Here is a 15,140-nt window from a genome sequence, read left to right on the forward strand (position 1 = left end):
GCGTCGGCACCGGCCCCGGCATCGGCGGCCGCGGACACCCATCCGGCCCGTCCGTCGGCCGACCGTTCGGCCGGCTGTTCGGTCAGCTGCTCGGCCGAGCAGGCCACAGGACGGAGATCCCGCGCACCGGACAAAGAACCGCGTGAACGACCGCGCGGAGCGGTCGCGCGCCCGGGACGACGTTCCTTTGCCGGGCGGATGGCCATGCTGTTCGTTCGCCGAATCGGCCGGGCGCAGTCCCGGCCTTCGGACGTCTCCTAGAACGTGATCACCGACACCGAACCCGAGCTTCCATTGGCCACGTAGACCTGGTGCCCATCCGGAGACACCGCCACCCCCGCCGGGCGGGAGCCGACGGAGACGGGACTGCCCACCGTGCGGTTCGACGCGGTGTCGATCACCGACACAGAACTCGAGCTCCCATTGGCCACGTAGACCTGGCGCCCATCCGGAGACACCGCCACCCCCGCCGGGCGGGAGCCGACGGAGACGGGACTGCCCACCGTGCGGCTCGTCGCAGTGTCGATCACCGACACCGAGTCCGAGCCCAAGCTGGTCACATAGACCCGACGCCCATCCGGAGACACCGCCACCCCCTGAGGGGAGTCGCCGACCGGGATCGGGCTGCCCACCGTACGGTTCGACGCGGTGTCGATCACCGACACCGAGTCCGAACCCAGACTGGTCACATAGACCCGGCGGCCGTCCGGAGACACCGCCACCCCCTCCGGAAAGCGGCCGACCGGGATCGGGCTGCCCACCGTACGGTTCGACGCGGTGTCGATCACCGACACAGAACTCGAGCTCCCGTTCGCCACGTAGACCCGGCGGCCGTCCGGCGACACATCCACCCCCTCCGGGGTGTCACCGACAGGAATGGGGCTGCCCACCGTGCGGTTCCTCGTGGCGTCGATCACCGACACCGAAGCCGAGGAGCTGTTGGTCACGTAGACCCGGCGGCCGTCCGGCGACACATCCACCCCCTCCGGGGTGTCGCCGACGGGGATGGGGTTGCCCACCGTACGGTGCGTCGCAGTGTCGATCACCGACACCGAACCCGAGGTGAAGTTGGCTACGTAGCCCCGGCGCCCATCCGGGGACACCGTCACCCCCTGCGGAGAGTCGCCGACCCGGATCGAGAGCACTGATGTCGGTGCAGGGGGCTCAGGACCCGGGGAGCGGCACTGTGTCAGGTAGATACCGCCGCCACCCGCGGCCAGCGCCACGACCACCACCCCCGCAATGAACCTGGCCCGTCGGTGCCTGGGCCCCGGCGGGCGGGGCGGCAGCCGGGCCTCGTCGCCTTTGCGCGGCAGCGGTCCCAGGGGCGGGCCGGTCGGTTTCTCCGGCTCCGCCGGCGGCGTGTACTCGGTCGTCGAGGGCGATTCCTGAGGGCGCGGCGGCTTCGAGACGGAAGGCCGCTCGGGCGGGGGCATCACCGGCGGCGGGGCCGGATGCTGCGGCGGGGGAGGGTGGGGCTGGGCGGCGATGGAGGTGAGCCGCTGGGCGGCCTCGTCGCCGTCCATCCTCTGCTCGGGGTCCTTGGTCAGCAGCCCGAGGAGGACCGGGGTCAGCTCCGCTGCCCGGCGCGGCGGGGTGGGGGGCTCGAACAGCAAGGCGCTCAGAGTGGTGAGGGCGGATTCGCGGTCGAAGGGACCGCTCCCTTCGACGGCGAAGTACAGGGTGGCGCCGAGTGAGAACAGGTCGGCGGCCGGGGTGGGCGGCACGCTGCGGGTCCGTTCCGGCGCCATGAAGCGCGGGGTCCCGAGGATCTCCAAGGTGGCGGTGAGGCGGGCCTCACCGGAGCTCGGCTCCAGCGCGATGCCGTAGTCGGTCAGCAGCACCTGGCCGCCTCCCTCCGTGGGGTAGGAAGGCTGCGGGCCGGGGTGGGTCAGCAGGATATTGGCCGGTTTGACGTCCCGGTGGAGGATGCCGAGCCGGTGGCCCTCCAGCAGGGCGTCGAGCACCGCCAGCCCGATCCGGGCGACGTAGGCGGGCGGTAGCGGCCCCTGCTCGTGCACCACCGCCTCCAGGTCCATGGCGCCGGGGACGAAGTCCATGACGATCCACGGCAGGCCGCCGTCCTCCACGATGTCGTGCACGGTGACGACATGGGGGTGGTTGCGCAGCCGGGCGGCGTGCCGCGCTTCGCCGCGGGCCCTCGCGATCCGGGTGCCCACCTCGCGTTCCGGGACGTCCGGCGGCAGGATGATCTCCTTGAGCGCGACCTCGCACGCCAGTTCCTGGTCGTAGGCCAGCCACACCCGCCCCATGCCGCCGGCGCCCAGGCGGCGCAGGAGCCGGTAGCGCCCGGTGATCACACGCCCGGCGGCCTCGTTCGCTCCTGTCACGGCGCTCCCCTCTTCCAGGACGGCCGGCAGGGGGTCCCCGGCGAGCGTTGAAAGGCCTCACTCCACGTATCGCATATCGCCTGAAGAGCGGCAAGTCACCCAGAACGTGCGTAGCGCAGGTATCTCCCGTGCGGCAAACGAGGATGTCCGGGCCCGCCGAGGCGCCGACTGCGTCGGCCTCGCCCCGGGCCGCCGCGGCAGCCGGCAGGGGTCGGCGGTGACGATGTCACGGTTGTCGAGGTCGTCGGGGCCATGACGCGCTGCGGCGGCCCGCGCAAGGCACACCGCAGTCCAGCCTTGAACATCTACGCGGTGGCCGCTGCACAGCCGGTCACGACCCTTGTCCCGCTCAAGGTCCTGACAAAGGCGTTGGACGTGCGGCGTCGATGGGTGATGAGACAGGTGGCGAGGCCGAGGAAGGTTTCATGGATGTCGTCGCGTCGTTCCCACCGGATGCGGAGGCGGCGGAAACCACGGAGCAAGACGAAAGGCGCGGTCGACGCCCCAGCCGTGGATCCCAAGGCCTGATCCATGCGGAAGGCCACAGCGGGTGATCACGGGCTTGACGCTCTGTGGCCGTACCGGTCGGCGGTACTCGCGGCGGTCGCATCCGCGGTCACCGAGCAGCGTTGCCCGGCCGCCTCGCGGGCGCCGGTCCGGGCCACCAGGGACTGCAGGAATCTTCTCGAGCAGGGGCATCAACTGACTGGTTGATGTCGTTGCGGCTACTCGCTGGAGATCAGCGAACGGCGCTTCGGCCTCTCCCTCCCCCGAACCCGGCTCCTGGAGGCGGCGCTCCCCGCGGCAGTCCTGGAGACTGCATGATCTCGTGACCGGCCAGAAGCCCTGCCAGGGCGAACACCTGCGACGGCAAAAGCAGGACATATCACGGCTCGGCAGTCGACATGAAAATTGCTGTTCTGCGCATAAAGGCCCCTACTTCTGGTTTTGGTACGGGTAGACCCCTTACAGGGGATTGTGAGGTAGCCGCGTGGGGCCGCGATACACCAATACAGCTCCGTTCCGCGGGAGCCTCGTTCCAGGAAGTGCACAGCGGCCCGGTATCGGCGGCCAAGGGCCCTCGCCCAGCCATTCGCGCACCGGCACCCGCACCTGTCAGGAGGAGCCGATGGATCCATGGCTGATCTGGTTGATCACTGCCGCGATCCTGGCTGCGGCGGAGGTCTTCACTCTCACCGCGGCGCTGGGAATGCTGGCCGGGGCCGCGCTGGTCACGGCCGGATCCGCCGCGCTCGGCCTTCCGCCGCCCCTGCAATTCCTGGTGTTCACCGTCGTCGCTGCGGCCAGTGTCCTGTTCGTCCGCCCCGCGGTACTGCGCCACACGCTCCAGCCCCAGGTGGAGCGATTCGGCGTGGACGCACTGGTCGGGAGGACCGCCTACGTCGTCTCCGAGGTGACGGGCCTGGACGGCAGGGTCCGCATCGGCGGCGAGGAATGGACGGCCCGCGCCTATGACGAGACCCTGGTGATTCCTCCCGGGACGACCGTCGAAGTCATGGAGATCAGCGGCGCCACCGCACTCGTCTACCCCCGGGAGTGAACCATGGAAGCCTCAGCGCTCCTCGTCGCCGGCCTGGTCGTCGCGCTCTTCGCGGTCTTCACCGTGCTGCGAGCGGTGCGCATCGTGCCCCAAGCACGCGCCCGCAATGTCGAACGGCTCGGCCGCTACCACCGCACACTCAAACCCGGACTCAACGTCATCATCCCCTACATCGACCGCGTCCATCCGCAGATCGACCTGCGGGAACAGGTCGTCTCCTTCAAACCGCAACCAGTCATCACGGAGGACAACCTGGTCGTCGAGATCGACACCGTCGTGTACTTCCAGGTCACCGACCCACGAGCCGCCGCCTACGAGATCGCGAACTACCTTCAGGCGGTCGAACAGCTCACGGTCACCACCTTGCGCAACGTGGTCGGATCGATGGACCTGGAACAGACTCTCACCTCACGCGACACCATCAACAACCAACTCCGTGGAGTGCTGGACGAAGCCACCGGCAAGTGGGGGCTGAGGGTCAACAGGGTGGAGATCAAGGCCATCGACCCTCCGCAGTCGATCAAGGACGCGATGGAGAAGCAGATGCGGGCCGAGCGGGACAAGCGGGCCGCGATCCTCGGGGCCGAAGGACAGCGCCAGGCACAGATACTCACCGCTGAAGGCGACAAGCAGTCCGCTGTCCTTCGTGCGGAGGGCAATCGGACCGCTGAGATCCTCAAGGCCGAGGGCCAGTCCCGGGCCATCGACGAGGTGTTCCAGGCCGTGCACCGCAACGATCCCGACCCCAAGCTCCTCGCCTATCAGTACCTGCAGATACTGCCCCAACTCGCGCAGGGTCCTGGCAGCACGCTCTGGGTCATCCCCAGCGAGGTCACCTCCGCCCTCCAGGGTGTGTCACGCGCCTTCAGCGAGGCGCTGCCACAGTCACCGGCCACCCGCGAGAGCACCTCCGGCGACAAGGCTGCCGACAAGGCCGCCGACGACGCGGCGCAGGCCGCAAGAGCCGCCGCGGAGGCCCTGGCCGACGCAGCCAAGGCCGACGGCGTCACCTCCGGCACTCTCCCGGCCGACCGCCTCGCTGACGGCGGATGAGAACCAGCGGGCCGGGCTTCGGTCGCGTTGCCAGAACGCAAGATCCTCGCCACAGCCCCGGCTCACCGGGACCCAGCCCACTCGTGGAAACCGCCTCAGGACGCCGCCTCAGGCAGTGAGCGGCGTGTGGCCGGTGGGCACAGCCTCCTCGGGCGCGACCGGCTCGGGCGGCGTACCGTCACCGAACGGTCGCCCGCCCAGCGCTGCACGGTCGTGCGGCTTGATCCAGCCCGACAGGTCCGGGCCGACCGGCACGATGCCGGTCGGGTTGATGTCGCGGTGTACGGCGTAGTAGTGCCGCTTGATGTGGTCGAAGTCGACCGTGTCGCCGAAGCCGGGCGTCTGGAACAAGTCCCGCGCGTACGCCCACAGCACCGGCATCTCGGACAGCTTCTGCCGGTTGCATTTGAAGTGGCCGTGGTAGACGGCGTCGAAGCGGACGAGCGTGGTGAACAGCCGCACATCCGCCTCGGTTATCGTGTCGCCGACGAGGTAGCGGGACCTTTCGAGCCGCTCGGCGAGCCAGTCGAGCCGCGCGAACAGGCGCTCGTAGGCCTCGGTGTAGGACTCCTGCGACCCGGCGAACCCGGCCCGGTAGACGCCATTGTTCACGTCCCTGTAGACCACCTCGTTCACCGCGTCGATCTCCGACCGCAGCGCGGGCGGATAGAGGCCCGGTGCCCCGTCGCGGTGGTACGGCCTCCACTCCAGCGACATGTCGATCGTCATCTGCGCGAAGGCGTTGGACACCACCCTGCCGGTCGGCACGTCGACGATGGCCGGCACCGTGATGCCCCGGTCGTATCCGGGGTCGCGGGCCAAGTACGCCTCTTGCTGCCGCTCGATGCCGAGCACCGGGTCACGGCCGCCCGGGTCGAGGTCGAACGTCCAGCTCCGCTCGTCGTGCGTGGGCCCGGCAATCGCCATCGACAGCGCCGTCTCCAGCCCGAGGAGCCGCCGCACGATCACCGCCCGGCTTGCCCACGGACAAGCACGGCTGACCACCAGACGGTAGCGGCCGGGCTCCACAGCGAAGCCGTCGCGTCCGTCGGCGGTGATCCGGGTGGTGATGTACCGACTGTCGCGCGAATACCCCTCGCCGGGACTCACATAGCTCACATTCTGGCCCTACCCAGGAACAACCGCGACGAACGTTACGTAGGGCTCGGAGCTGTGGAACGTCCGGTCGGTCCTGGCCCGGGCCGCTGCCCTTGGCCCCGGCTCCTCGGCACAGCCGGTGGGATGCCGGCGCGCAGTGTCCTCCGCCGACAAGATCACGGTCTACAACTGGAGCACTAAGCCGGATGAAGGGGCACGCCTCGGTCCCTGGGCCGATGGTGGCACATCAGCGCGCGGTTAGCGTCAGGCCTCATGAACATCGACGGCACGCTCGACGAGGCTTACGACAGGCTGCACCGGACGGGACCGGAGTTCGAAGGCTGGCTGACGAATCACGGTCCCATGGCGGTGGAATCCATGGTCAGGCGCGGGCATTCGCGCGAGGTCCATCGCTGGTTGGACCGCTACATACGTCGGCTGGACGATCTGCCACGCGGCACCTCGCCCATCACCGCCGACGGCTGGCGCACGGCGCTCGGAGACCCCCGTCGTCTCGGTGACTGGCTTGCGTTCTTCGAACGCGAGGTGACCGAACAACCCTGGCGTGCGGTGCTGGAGACCTGGTGGCCACGGCTTCTGCCCGGCATCGCGGCCGGGGCCACCCACGGGGTGATCCGTACCGGTCACGCGGTCCATGCCCTGCTGGACCGCCAGGACGGGCCGCGCTTGACCGAATTCGGCCAAGCCCTCGGCTACTGGGCGGCGCGCTGGCAGCAGATCCCGTTCGCCATCCCGTCCGGAACCGCCGACCCGGCGTCCGCCATCGCCGGCGTTCCGCGCGTTCCGGACCAGAACGCGGGCATCAACCATCGGCTCGACCAGCTCACCGGCCTGACCGGCTGGCCAACTGCGCTGGCCGCGCTGAGACCACCCACCGACGCCGGGCAGGCCCGGGACCTGCTGGCCGAACTGACGACCGCTGCGGCCGTGCACTACCTCCCGAATGCGCACGGCTCGGCCGTCATGCTGGTTCACGCCGCGACCGCACCCATGGCCGTCCTCCGCACGCTGCCCGCACTCCCCAGCACCCAGTGGGTCATGAGCCTGCATGCGGCCTGGGCGGCCGGCGCGGCGGTGACCGCGGCCTACACCCCTGCCACACCCACACCTCGGCACAGCCTCCCCACCGCCCCGGAGTCGGCGGACGAGGTGTTCGCCCTGGCTGTCCGTCACCAGGACGAACATGTCATCAAGCTCGCAGACACCTGCCTCGAGGTCTACCAGCGCACGGGCCGTCCCGACGTGCTCGCCGCAGTGATCCGCGCGACCGAGCTGATCGACGAGCTTTGACGACATGCCCTGGCAGACGAAGGGCGGCCCCCATGGCTCTGTCTCGACCGCGCAGGAACCCCTGGGCATCGTCGCCGGCGCACGGCCTCCTGCGGCTTCCTGAGCCGGCTTCCCTGGATGGCGCCTCCGGACTGCGAGAAGTCGACTCAAGGTGCCTGTCAGCCCCTTGCCGCACTCCCGGCACTGAACAACGTCATTCCGGCTTCCTCCCCCGCGCGGCCGTCACCCGGCAACAACCCGATTTCGTGTCGCTGCAACCTCATCACCCAAGCCGTTGATCGTTTCCGGTGACAGCACAAGCCAGCCGGCTAGATCGCCGCGAGGAACGCCGCCACCAGGCCCCGCGCCCACTCGCTCGGCGCAGGTTGGCCGCCGAAGATGGCGCGGTAGTACAGCGGACCGAGCAGCGCATCGATGGCCCGCTCCACGCTCGGCACCTTGCCGCCTCGGGCTCGTTCCCGCTCGATGATCGCGCCGAGCTGGGCCTGCCGGTCGGCTGTGCAGGCGCTGCCGCCTTCCGGGCCCGATCCGATCGTGGCGCGCATCAGGGCGAGGGCGTCCGGGTCGGCGAGGTCGGTGGCCACGTCGACCATCCAGCGCTCCAGGTCACCGGCCAGGGAACCGGAGTCGGGCACCACGACGTCACCGCTGAACCGGCTGGTGGCGGCATCGTTCAGCAGCTGGGCCACTGAGCCCCAGCGCCGGTACACCGTCGTCGGGTGCACGCCGGCACGTGCGGCGATGGCGGGAATGGTCACTGCCTCGATCGGCCCCTCGGCGAGCATCTCCCCGACGGCGCGATGCACGGCCGCCCGCACCCGCGCGGAGCGGCCGCCGGGACGGGCCTGAGCTGTTGCTTGGGTCATAGGGGAAATTATCGCACCGGTCACTGCGTTAGCGCGGAAGTCGCTAACGCATTGATCACTGCATTCGGAGAGGGCATGCCCGACGCACTCACGGTCCGCAAGAAGACCCCGCCCACCTCACCCACAGGTGCCTCACCGGCCGGCCACGGGCGGCACGGCCTGAGCCGGCCGGTCGCCTTCGCCGCCATCGCGGGAATCTTCGTCCTGTTCATGGCCGCTTCGAGTGCGCCGTCCCCGCTCTACGTGGTCTACCAGCACGAATGGAGCTTCTCCGCGACCACGCTGACCCTCGTCTTCGCGGTGTACGTCGTCGGCATGATCGGCGCGCTCCTGGTGCTCGGGGCGCTGTCCGACCACATCGGCCGCCGACCGGTCCTGGCCTCGGCGATCGTCCTCGAGGCAGTGGCGATGGCACTGTTCATCGTCGCCAACGACGTCTCGATACTGCTGACGGCCCGCTTCGTGCAGGGTGTCGCCACCGGCGCGGCCATGACGACACTCGGCGCGGCCCTGGTTGATCTCAACCCGCCGCACGCGCCACATCGCGCGGGCGTCATCACGGGTGCGGCCCCGACATTCGGACTGGGTCTGGGTGCGCTCGGCGCCGGAGCCCTCGCGCAGTACGGACCACACCCGACCCGGTTGGTGTACGCGCTCTTGTTCGCGGGCTTGATCCTCGCCGGACTTCTCATCGCGGCACTGCCCGAGACGGCACAGCGCCGACCCGGGGTCGTCCGCTCACTGCAGCCTCGTCTGAAGGTCGCTCCGCGGCTGCGCGCGGACCTGGTCGGGCTGGTGCCGATTCTCATGGCCAGTTGGGCCCTCGGCGGACTGTACCTTTCACTCGGGCCATCAGTGGCCGCCGAACTGTTCGGCCTGTCCAGCCACGTCATCGGTGGGCTCGTCGTGGCCCTGCTCTGCGGGGCTGCCTCGGTCACGGCATTCGCGCTGCGCGGTTGGCCCAATGAGCGCACTCTGGCCCTGGGAGCGACCTTCCTGCTGGTGGGGACGGCAGTGGGTCTGGCCGGTGTGGAGACGAACTCGCTCACGATCGCCGCACTCGGCACCGCCTTCGCCGGCATCGGCTTCGGCGGTTCGGCCCTGGCCAGTTTCGGCACGCTGGCCCAGATCGCCGAACCTGCCGAGCGGGGCGAACTGTTCGCCGTCGCGTTCGTGATCTCCTACCTCGCCTTCAGCATTCCAGCAGTAGTCGCGGGGGTTGCCACCACAAACGTGGGCTTGCACGAGACGTCGGTCGTCTACAGCGCCACTGTCATGGCCCTCTGTGCTCTTGCGCTCGTCGCGCAGCGGCTGCGCACGGCACGGGTCAGGATCGCCGGTGACTGAAAGCAGCCGGTCGGAGCGTGAGGCTGGGCGTCGGAGCCTGCCGGGCCGATTTCCGGGACCCATCTGATGGCGCACGTTCGACCTCGTTGACGCCGGAGACCGCCCGCGTCCAGGTGCCTGCGCCGGAAGGCCGTCCGGTCTCTTCCCATCGTCCTCCATGCGGGTGATCGACGTTCCCGGTACGGCTTTTCGCCGCCGAGCAGCGTGAGGACCTGCTGGTGCACCGACTGCCGCGCGGCGCCGTGCTCGGCCTGGGCGCAGCGGTCGTGCCGCACCCGTACGTCGGCGAACAGCGCCCTCACCGCGCGCTGTTCGCCGACCGGGAAGGCGACCTGGCGCGTGCGGCCTGGCCTTCGCCTGACCGACCACACTCCTGCCCCACGGGTCCCTGCAGCAGCTCGCTCGGACATTCGCTGCCACGCCCGGTCCGGCGCGATGTGCTCGAGCCGGCTCGTCACCCACCAAATGTTGCCGAACGGGTCACGCACCCTGCCGCCGCGATCTCCCCACGCGCTGTCGGCGGTCTCGGTGATGACCTGCGCCCCGTGCGCGACCGCAGTGGCCACGGCTGCGTCGGCGTCCGGAACGTAGACCCGCAGCAGCGCCGGCATCACGGGCCAGTCAAGTCGTCGATCGAAGGCCAACACGACCGTGTCGCCGACTCGGATCTCGCCGTGGCCGATGCTGCCGTCCTCGACCGGTACCCGTGCGAGCTCTTTGCCGCCGAACGCGGCGATGATGAAGTCAAGCAGTGCACCGGTGTCGTCGGTGACCACCCACGGTGCAACGCTGGTGTACACCTCGGGTGCAGTGTGTTCCATCGCTCTCGCCCTTTCCTGCGGGTCATCGTGGCGTGACGACACCAGGGCTCAACCAGGCCGGATCTGGTCCTGGAAGAAGCGCGGAATCACGGGCATGTCCGCCCCGTCGACCGGATGTTGACCCCCGTCTCACTGGCCCTGAGCCGCGCGCATGACCCGGCAGCGAACTGACCGGGGGCGTAAGGGAGACGGCGTTCGGGTCGTCGTTCGGTCCGGCCGACGACGCCGGGAGCACTCCGTCGACCGCGACCGCGCGGCATGCCGGACTCCGGCCAACCTGAGGCCAACCATCGGGGTGCGAGGGTGTCCTGGCCCGTGGGGCGACCTGGCCGCCTGATTCGGCCCCGATCCGACCCGGTGGGTGATGACCGGACCGGAACAGGCCGTTGCTCCGACCAGGGCGGGAGCAACGGTGACAAACGAGTCGGACTCCACGCCGGGTTCCGTGCGCCGGCGAACCGCTTCCGCGAGCGGGCGTGCGTGCGTCTTCCCGGCACTGTCACCGTTGCAGCGATCCGGGTCTGGCTCCGCTCGTCACCCGCAGGACACCCTTCAGTCCCTCGGCTGGGTGAAGCGGATGCTGTTGCCGAAGGGGTCGCGGAGGGCGCAGTCGGTGATGTTCGGCGCCGACCCGGTCGAGGCCGCACCGACCGGATCCGGGTGAGCACGGTGCACGGCGGCCCGGACCAGCTGGTCGACGGCAGCCAGCAAGGGGGGAGCCACCAGATGACCCGCCGTGTCCGACAGGCATTCCAGGGGCCCGACCACCGAATCCTTGTTACGCGAAGCACCTACCTATGGACCCTTCGTCAAGCAAGTACGTAGGATGCAGTCATGTCCACCGCCACACCGCAGCAGGCACAGGCCCCGCAAGGTGTACAGCCGCTGAGCCCGGACGAAGAGGCCGTGGTCCGGTCCCTCAATCGCGTCATCTACGCCCTGCCCCGTGCCATGGACGCCGACATGGTCCGCGAGCAGCGGCTCCCCGTCATCGAGTACCTGACTCTGATGCACCTCTCCGAGGCTCCCGACCGGCAGCTGCGCATGAGCGATCTCGCAACCGCCTGCGAGATGTCACTCAGCGGCATGACTCGCGTCGTGCACCGGCTGGAAGACCAGGGACTCATCCAGCGGGTCAGGAGCGAAAAGGACGCCCGCGGCTGGAACGCCGTCCTCACCGACGCCGGTTTCGACCGCCTCAGGGAGGCCTGGCCCACCAACCTGGCAGCCGTACGTCGGCACTTCCTCGACCACCTTGTGGGCCTGGACCTCAAGACGCTGGCTGCGGCCCTGCAGAACATCGCCACCTGAGCGCAGCGTGCGCGCCGTCCGACCGCGTTCTCGCCGCGGACCAGGTCGCCAGGATGAACGCCTTGGCGTCGGCATTTCCTGACGTCCGAGACCACCATCCCGTCTGCGCTGCACGCAACCGCAAGCACGGACCAGACCGCCCCCGGCCACAGAGGGGAGGCCGAGGGTGCGCCGGGCCGAGCATGTCGAAGACACTCCCCCCATCGCACGCACGCAAAGGCATCGAGTCCTCGACTTGCCGGAACCGTTGGGTGGTCGAGCGGACCATGGCCGGGATGAACGGATTCCGCCGCCTGCATCGCCGTTACGAGCGTCTGGCTGGACCACTTCATCGGGTCCGTCGGCATCGCCGCAGCGCTCATCCGCTTCCCCCGAATCACTGAGACGACCCCTGGAGGCGGCGCTGCCAGGTCTGGGCGACGAGGTGGTGTCCAAAACTGTGGTGGGGTTCTTCGGCGACGAGTTCGAAGCCGTGCTTCTGATAGATGCGCCGGGCCGAGCCGAGAACATCGTTGGTCCACAGGGTGATCGCCTCGTACCCTGCCTCCCGCGCGAACTGCAGGCACTCCTCGACCAGGCGGGCTCCCAGACCCAGACCGCGCGCCGCCGGATCGACGAGCAGCAGACGCAGCTTCGCGGTCCGGTCGTCTGCGGGTACGCAGAAGACACAGCCGGCCCTGGCGCCGTCGACCTCCGCGATCCACGCCGCCTGGCGCCCGGGCTGCTTCTCGTCGGCGTAGTCGGCGACGATCCGGCTGACGAGCGCTTCGAAGCTGGTGTCCCAGCCGAACTCCCGGTCGTAGAACTCGCCGTGCGCCATCACCACCCAGCCCAGGTCGCCGGGCCGACCCAGCGGTCGGATGACCACATCACGCGCCATCATCATGTCTCCCTTCACACCGCTACTGAAACGACTGTTTCAGTAGGATAGTCCGGTGACCCGATCCGAACCGGACCCGTCCTCGCGTCGGCACGAACTGCTGGAAGCCGCCTACGCCTACGCCCTGCACGGCGGCCTCAGCGAGCTGTCCCTGCGCCCTCTCGCCGAGGCGATCCGGTCCAGCCCACGCGTACTGCTCTACCTGTTCGGCAGCAAGGACGGTCTGATCCGCGCCCTGCTCGCGCGGGCCAGAGCCGACGAACTGGCGCTCGTCCAGCAGCTCGCGGACTCACAGCACGAACGCGACGGGCTGCAGCCGATCGCACGCGACCTGTGGCGATGGCTGTCCGACGACGCCCACCGCGGCCTGCTCACGCTGTGGGTCGAGAGCTACGCCCGCTCCCTCATCGACCCGGACGGGCCGTGGGCCGGCTTCGCCCGCGACACGGTCGGCGACTGGCTGGCGTTGCTCGCCGGCAGCCAGCCCGCCGCTGTACGCGACACCGAAGCCGCACTCGCGCAGCGCACCCTCGTGCTCGCCGTGCTACGGGGAGCGCTGCTGGACCTGCTCGCCACCGGTGATGCCGCGCGCACCACCGCGGCGGTACACCTTCAGCTGGCCCGGTTGGCGTGACGCGGGCGCTGCTCGCCAGTCCGCCGGCCGACGGTTTCGGTGAGTCGCGCTCGCCCTGCACCTCACCGCCTGCGGCACTACCCACGCCCCGCGTCCACCGCCCCCGGTGGGGGCGCGCCCTGCCCTTCGGCACCCTCGCGTTCCACAGCGACGCGCACGAGCACCGCGGCGTGCTCCGACAGCTGCCCATTCCGGCAAGCCCTGCGAGCATCGGCGTCCGCGCCCCCCTTCAGACTGCTCAGGACGTAGCAGTGAGAGCCCGGCCAACTGCCGACAAGGCAACGCAAGGAGGCAGTCACTGCGGCCTGTCACTCGAGGAGGCGGCGGCTGGGCCGGTCTCCTCGCCGACTTCATCGTCGAGCCGGTCCACGAGGATCATCGCCACGTCGTCCGCCAGGCTCCCCTCGGTGTGGCGGACCAATGCCTGGTGCACTTCTTCCAGGAACTCCGACGGAGTGGTGCTTGTGCGTGTCCCCTCCATGAACTCCGGCAGGGCGAAGAAATCGTTGTCTCGATTGCGGGCTTCGATCACGCCATCGGTGTACAGCAGCAGACGGTCGCCGGGTACGAACGGATAGCTCTCGGGCTTCGCCGGAGGGCCGGTGACGAGGTCTTCCAGCCCGAGAGGCGGCTGTGGCGAAGCAGGCATCAGCGCCTCGACCCTGCCCCGGTGCAGCATCAGCGGAGGCGGATGGCCACGGTTGACCAGCTGCACCACCTGCTCGTCGGACACCTGGGCCACGAGGACGGTGGTGAATCCCTCCATCAGGACCTCAGGAAGTTCTGCCTGAGAGTACGTTCCCGGTACGGCGGCCTCGCGTCGCAGCGCGGCCGCGCAGTGGTTCACGACCTCCGCCAGCTCATCCTCGTAGTGCACGGCCTCCCGAAACGCGCCCAGCGCCACCGCGACCGCCCGCACGGCAGACAGCCCCTTGCCCCGGACGTCCCCCACGATCAGCCGGACGCCGTACCGCGTGCGCACGGCCTCGTACAGATCGCCACCGATCTGCGCACCCGTCCCGGCGGCGAGGCACAGACTGGCCCCCCGCACCGGGCCCAGCCGCTCGGGGACGGGCCGCAGGACGACCTCCTGAGCTGCCACGGCGATCCGGCGCATCTGGTCGAACTCACTCTGCCTGCGCGTACGTGCCGCGTTACTCAGAATGACACTGGCCACGGACACCACAAGCAGCCCCAGGAAGTTGCCGAAGACCAGCTGCGTGCCCCACGCCTGGTGAACGGTCGCGGTGGTCACATTCACACCCAGAGCGACCGCCGCAGTTGAGAGGGTTCCCACCGGGCCCATCGTCAGCGCGGCCAGTGCCGGCGTCGTGGTGAGGAGGGGGCCGGTGACCAGGTCGTGTGCGGGCGAAAGCTCAATGCCCACCACCCCCAGCACGATCGCGAAGGGCACGCACTGCGCCAACCTGAACAGGACCCTGCTGTGACCGCCCTCTCCTGGTCGAGGAGGCGAGCGGAGGAGCAACCCCATGGGTACAGCCTGCCCCGCTGACGTTGAGTGTTCCACTCAACGATCTTGTGGTCGCCCAGGGATCCGGTGCGCCGTTGCCCACGTACGCGCGTCGCTCCACCCGCTGAACCCCTCGGATCCGCCGACAGGCCACCGGTCCGCCGGCCCAAGAGCTCACTCGCCATTCCGGCTGTTCGGTCTGTACGGCGCCGGGTCGGAGCTGGTTCGAAGGCGATGCAGTCGATGCCGGTGGACAGCCGTGACGGCCGGGTGCGGCGGCAGGACCGACCTCACGTCGGCGTGGCGGGATGCACCGGGCCCCCGGAGCGCGCGCGCCCGGGGGGCCCGCGGGCCCCCCGGCGGGGCACGGGCCGGGGATGGTGAGCGGCAGCGCGGCCCGATCGGCCCGCGGGGGGGGGAAGGTGTGGGCCAGGGC

The 15,140-nt window shown here is 69.7% G+C and carries 12 protein-coding genes and 1 pseudogene; 6 read left to right on the forward strand and 7 right to left on the reverse strand.

The genetic code is table 11. The annotated features are described in order from the left end of the window. Positions 1-257: 257 nt before the first annotated feature. Positions 258-2,351 carry a protein kinase domain-containing protein gene (locus tag ABT078_RS41105; protein WP_502981558.1) on the reverse strand — a complete coding sequence of 698 codons (2,094 nt, stop codon included), beginning with the start codon at positions 2,349-2,351 and terminating at the stop codon, positions 258-260. Between the two features lie 1,129 nt (positions 2,352-3,480). Between ABT078_RS41105 and ABT078_RS41110 the strand changes: the two genes are divergently transcribed. Beyond that, complete coding sequence (locus ABT078_RS41110) at positions 3,481-3,912, forward strand: NfeD family protein (RefSeq protein ID WP_351237337.1); 432 nt, start codon at positions 3,481-3,483, stop codon at positions 3,910-3,912. 3 nt (positions 3,913-3,915) lie between these two features. Continuing rightward, entirely contained in the window at positions 3,916-4,965 is a 1,050-nt protein-coding gene (locus tag ABT078_RS41115) for an SPFH domain-containing protein (protein ID WP_351237339.1), read from the forward strand. A 108-nt stretch (positions 4,966-5,073) separates the two neighbouring features. Here ABT078_RS41115 and ABT078_RS41120 read toward each other — a convergent pair whose 3' ends face one another. Then, complete coding sequence (locus ABT078_RS41120) at positions 5,074-6,084, reverse strand: glutathione S-transferase family protein (protein WP_351237341.1); 1,011 nt, start codon at positions 6,082-6,084, stop codon at positions 5,074-5,076. Between the two features lie 252 nt (positions 6,085-6,336). Here ABT078_RS41120 and ABT078_RS41125 point away from each other — a divergent pair, with 252 nt between their 5' ends. After that, positions 6,337-7,374, forward strand: a complete 1,038-nt coding sequence (locus ABT078_RS41125; RefSeq protein ID WP_351237343.1) for a questin oxidase family protein — start codon at positions 6,337-6,339, stop codon at positions 7,372-7,374. A gap of 308 nt (positions 7,375-7,682) precedes the next feature. On the opposite strand, the gene ABT078_RS41130 is transcribed toward ABT078_RS41125, so the two are convergent. Beyond that, positions 7,683-8,240 carry a TetR/AcrR family transcriptional regulator gene (locus ABT078_RS41130; protein WP_351237346.1) on the reverse strand — a complete coding sequence of 186 codons (558 nt, stop codon included), beginning with the start codon at positions 8,238-8,240 and terminating at the stop codon, positions 7,683-7,685. A gap of 75 nt (positions 8,241-8,315) precedes the next feature. Between ABT078_RS41130 and ABT078_RS41135 the strand changes: the two genes are divergently transcribed. After that, positions 8,316-9,587 carry an MFS transporter gene (locus ABT078_RS41135; RefSeq protein ID WP_351237348.1) on the forward strand — a complete coding sequence of 424 codons (1,272 nt, stop codon included), beginning with the start codon at positions 8,316-8,318 and terminating at the stop codon, positions 9,585-9,587. A 298-nt stretch (positions 9,588-9,885) separates the two neighbouring features. Here ABT078_RS41135 and ABT078_RS41140 read toward each other — a convergent pair. Further along, positions 9,886-10,408 (reverse strand): annotated as a pseudogene (locus tag ABT078_RS41140) (VOC family protein). A 552-nt stretch (positions 10,409-10,960) separates the two neighbouring features. Continuing rightward, positions 10,961-11,176 (reverse strand): hypothetical protein, encoded by a 216-nt coding sequence (locus ABT078_RS41145; protein ID WP_351237350.1) that lies wholly within the window; start codon positions 11,174-11,176, stop codon positions 10,961-10,963. A gap of 66 nt (positions 11,177-11,242) precedes the next feature. Here ABT078_RS41145 and ABT078_RS41150 point away from each other — a divergent pair, with 66 nt between their 5' ends. Continuing rightward, on the forward strand, positions 11,243-11,719 hold the full coding sequence (locus tag ABT078_RS41150; protein WP_351237352.1) for a MarR family winged helix-turn-helix transcriptional regulator: 477 nt from the start codon (positions 11,243-11,245) through the stop codon (positions 11,717-11,719). Positions 11,720-12,095: 376 nt separating this feature from the next. Here ABT078_RS41150 and ABT078_RS41160 read toward each other — a convergent pair whose 3' ends face one another. Then, the gene (locus ABT078_RS41160; protein WP_351237360.1) at positions 12,096-12,602 is read right to left on the reverse strand and encodes a GNAT family N-acetyltransferase; all 507 of its coding nucleotides are present in this window, start codon (positions 12,600-12,602) and stop codon (positions 12,096-12,098) included. Between the two features lie 52 nt (positions 12,603-12,654). Here ABT078_RS41160 and ABT078_RS41165 point away from each other — a divergent pair, with 52 nt between their 5' ends. Next, positions 12,655-13,233: a TetR/AcrR family transcriptional regulator gene (locus ABT078_RS41165; RefSeq protein ID WP_351237354.1), complete on the forward strand. Its 579-nt coding sequence runs from the start codon at positions 12,655-12,657 to the stop codon at positions 13,231-13,233. A 295-nt stretch (positions 13,234-13,528) separates the two neighbouring features. Here ABT078_RS41165 and ABT078_RS41170 read toward each other — a convergent pair whose 3' ends face one another. Continuing rightward, on the reverse strand, positions 13,529-14,647 hold the full coding sequence (locus ABT078_RS41170) for a PP2C family protein-serine/threonine phosphatase (protein ID WP_351237356.1): 1,119 nt from the start codon (positions 14,645-14,647) through the stop codon (positions 13,529-13,531). Between the last annotated feature and the right edge of the window lie 493 nt (positions 14,648-15,140).

Origin of the sequence: Streptomyces sp. NPDC002133 (genome assembly GCF_040296405.1) — a bacterium.
Taxonomy (GTDB): Bacteria; Actinomycetota; Actinomycetes; order Streptomycetales; family Streptomycetaceae; genus Streptomyces.

What these genes read in the sequence shown, in the direction of transcription:
- ABT078_RS41110 (WP_351237337.1), top strand. Translation starts at nt 3,481, where the DNA reads ATGGATCCATGGCTGATCTGGTTGATCACTGCCGCGATCCTGGCTGCG.
- ABT078_RS41115 (WP_351237339.1), top strand. Translation starts at nt 3,916, where the DNA reads ATGGAAGCCTCAGCGCTCCTCGTCGCCGGCCTGGTCGTCGCGCTCTTC.
- ABT078_RS41125 (WP_351237343.1), top strand. Translation starts at nt 6,337, where the DNA reads ATGAACATCGACGGCACGCTCGACGAGGCTTACGACAGGCTGCACCGG.
- ABT078_RS41130 (WP_351237346.1), bottom strand. Translation starts at nt 8,240, where the DNA reads ATGACCCAAGCAACAGCTCAGGCCCGTCCCGGCGGCCGCTCCGCGCGG.
- ABT078_RS41135 (WP_351237348.1), top strand. Translation starts at nt 8,316, where the DNA reads ATGCCCGACGCACTCACGGTCCGCAAGAAGACCCCGCCCACCTCACCC.
- ABT078_RS41150 (WP_351237352.1), top strand. Translation starts at nt 11,243, where the DNA reads ATGTCCACCGCCACACCGCAGCAGGCACAGGCCCCGCAAGGTGTACAG.
- ABT078_RS41160 (WP_351237360.1), bottom strand. Translation starts at nt 12,602, where the DNA reads ATGATGGCGCGTGATGTGGTCATCCGACCGCTGGGTCGGCCCGGCGAC.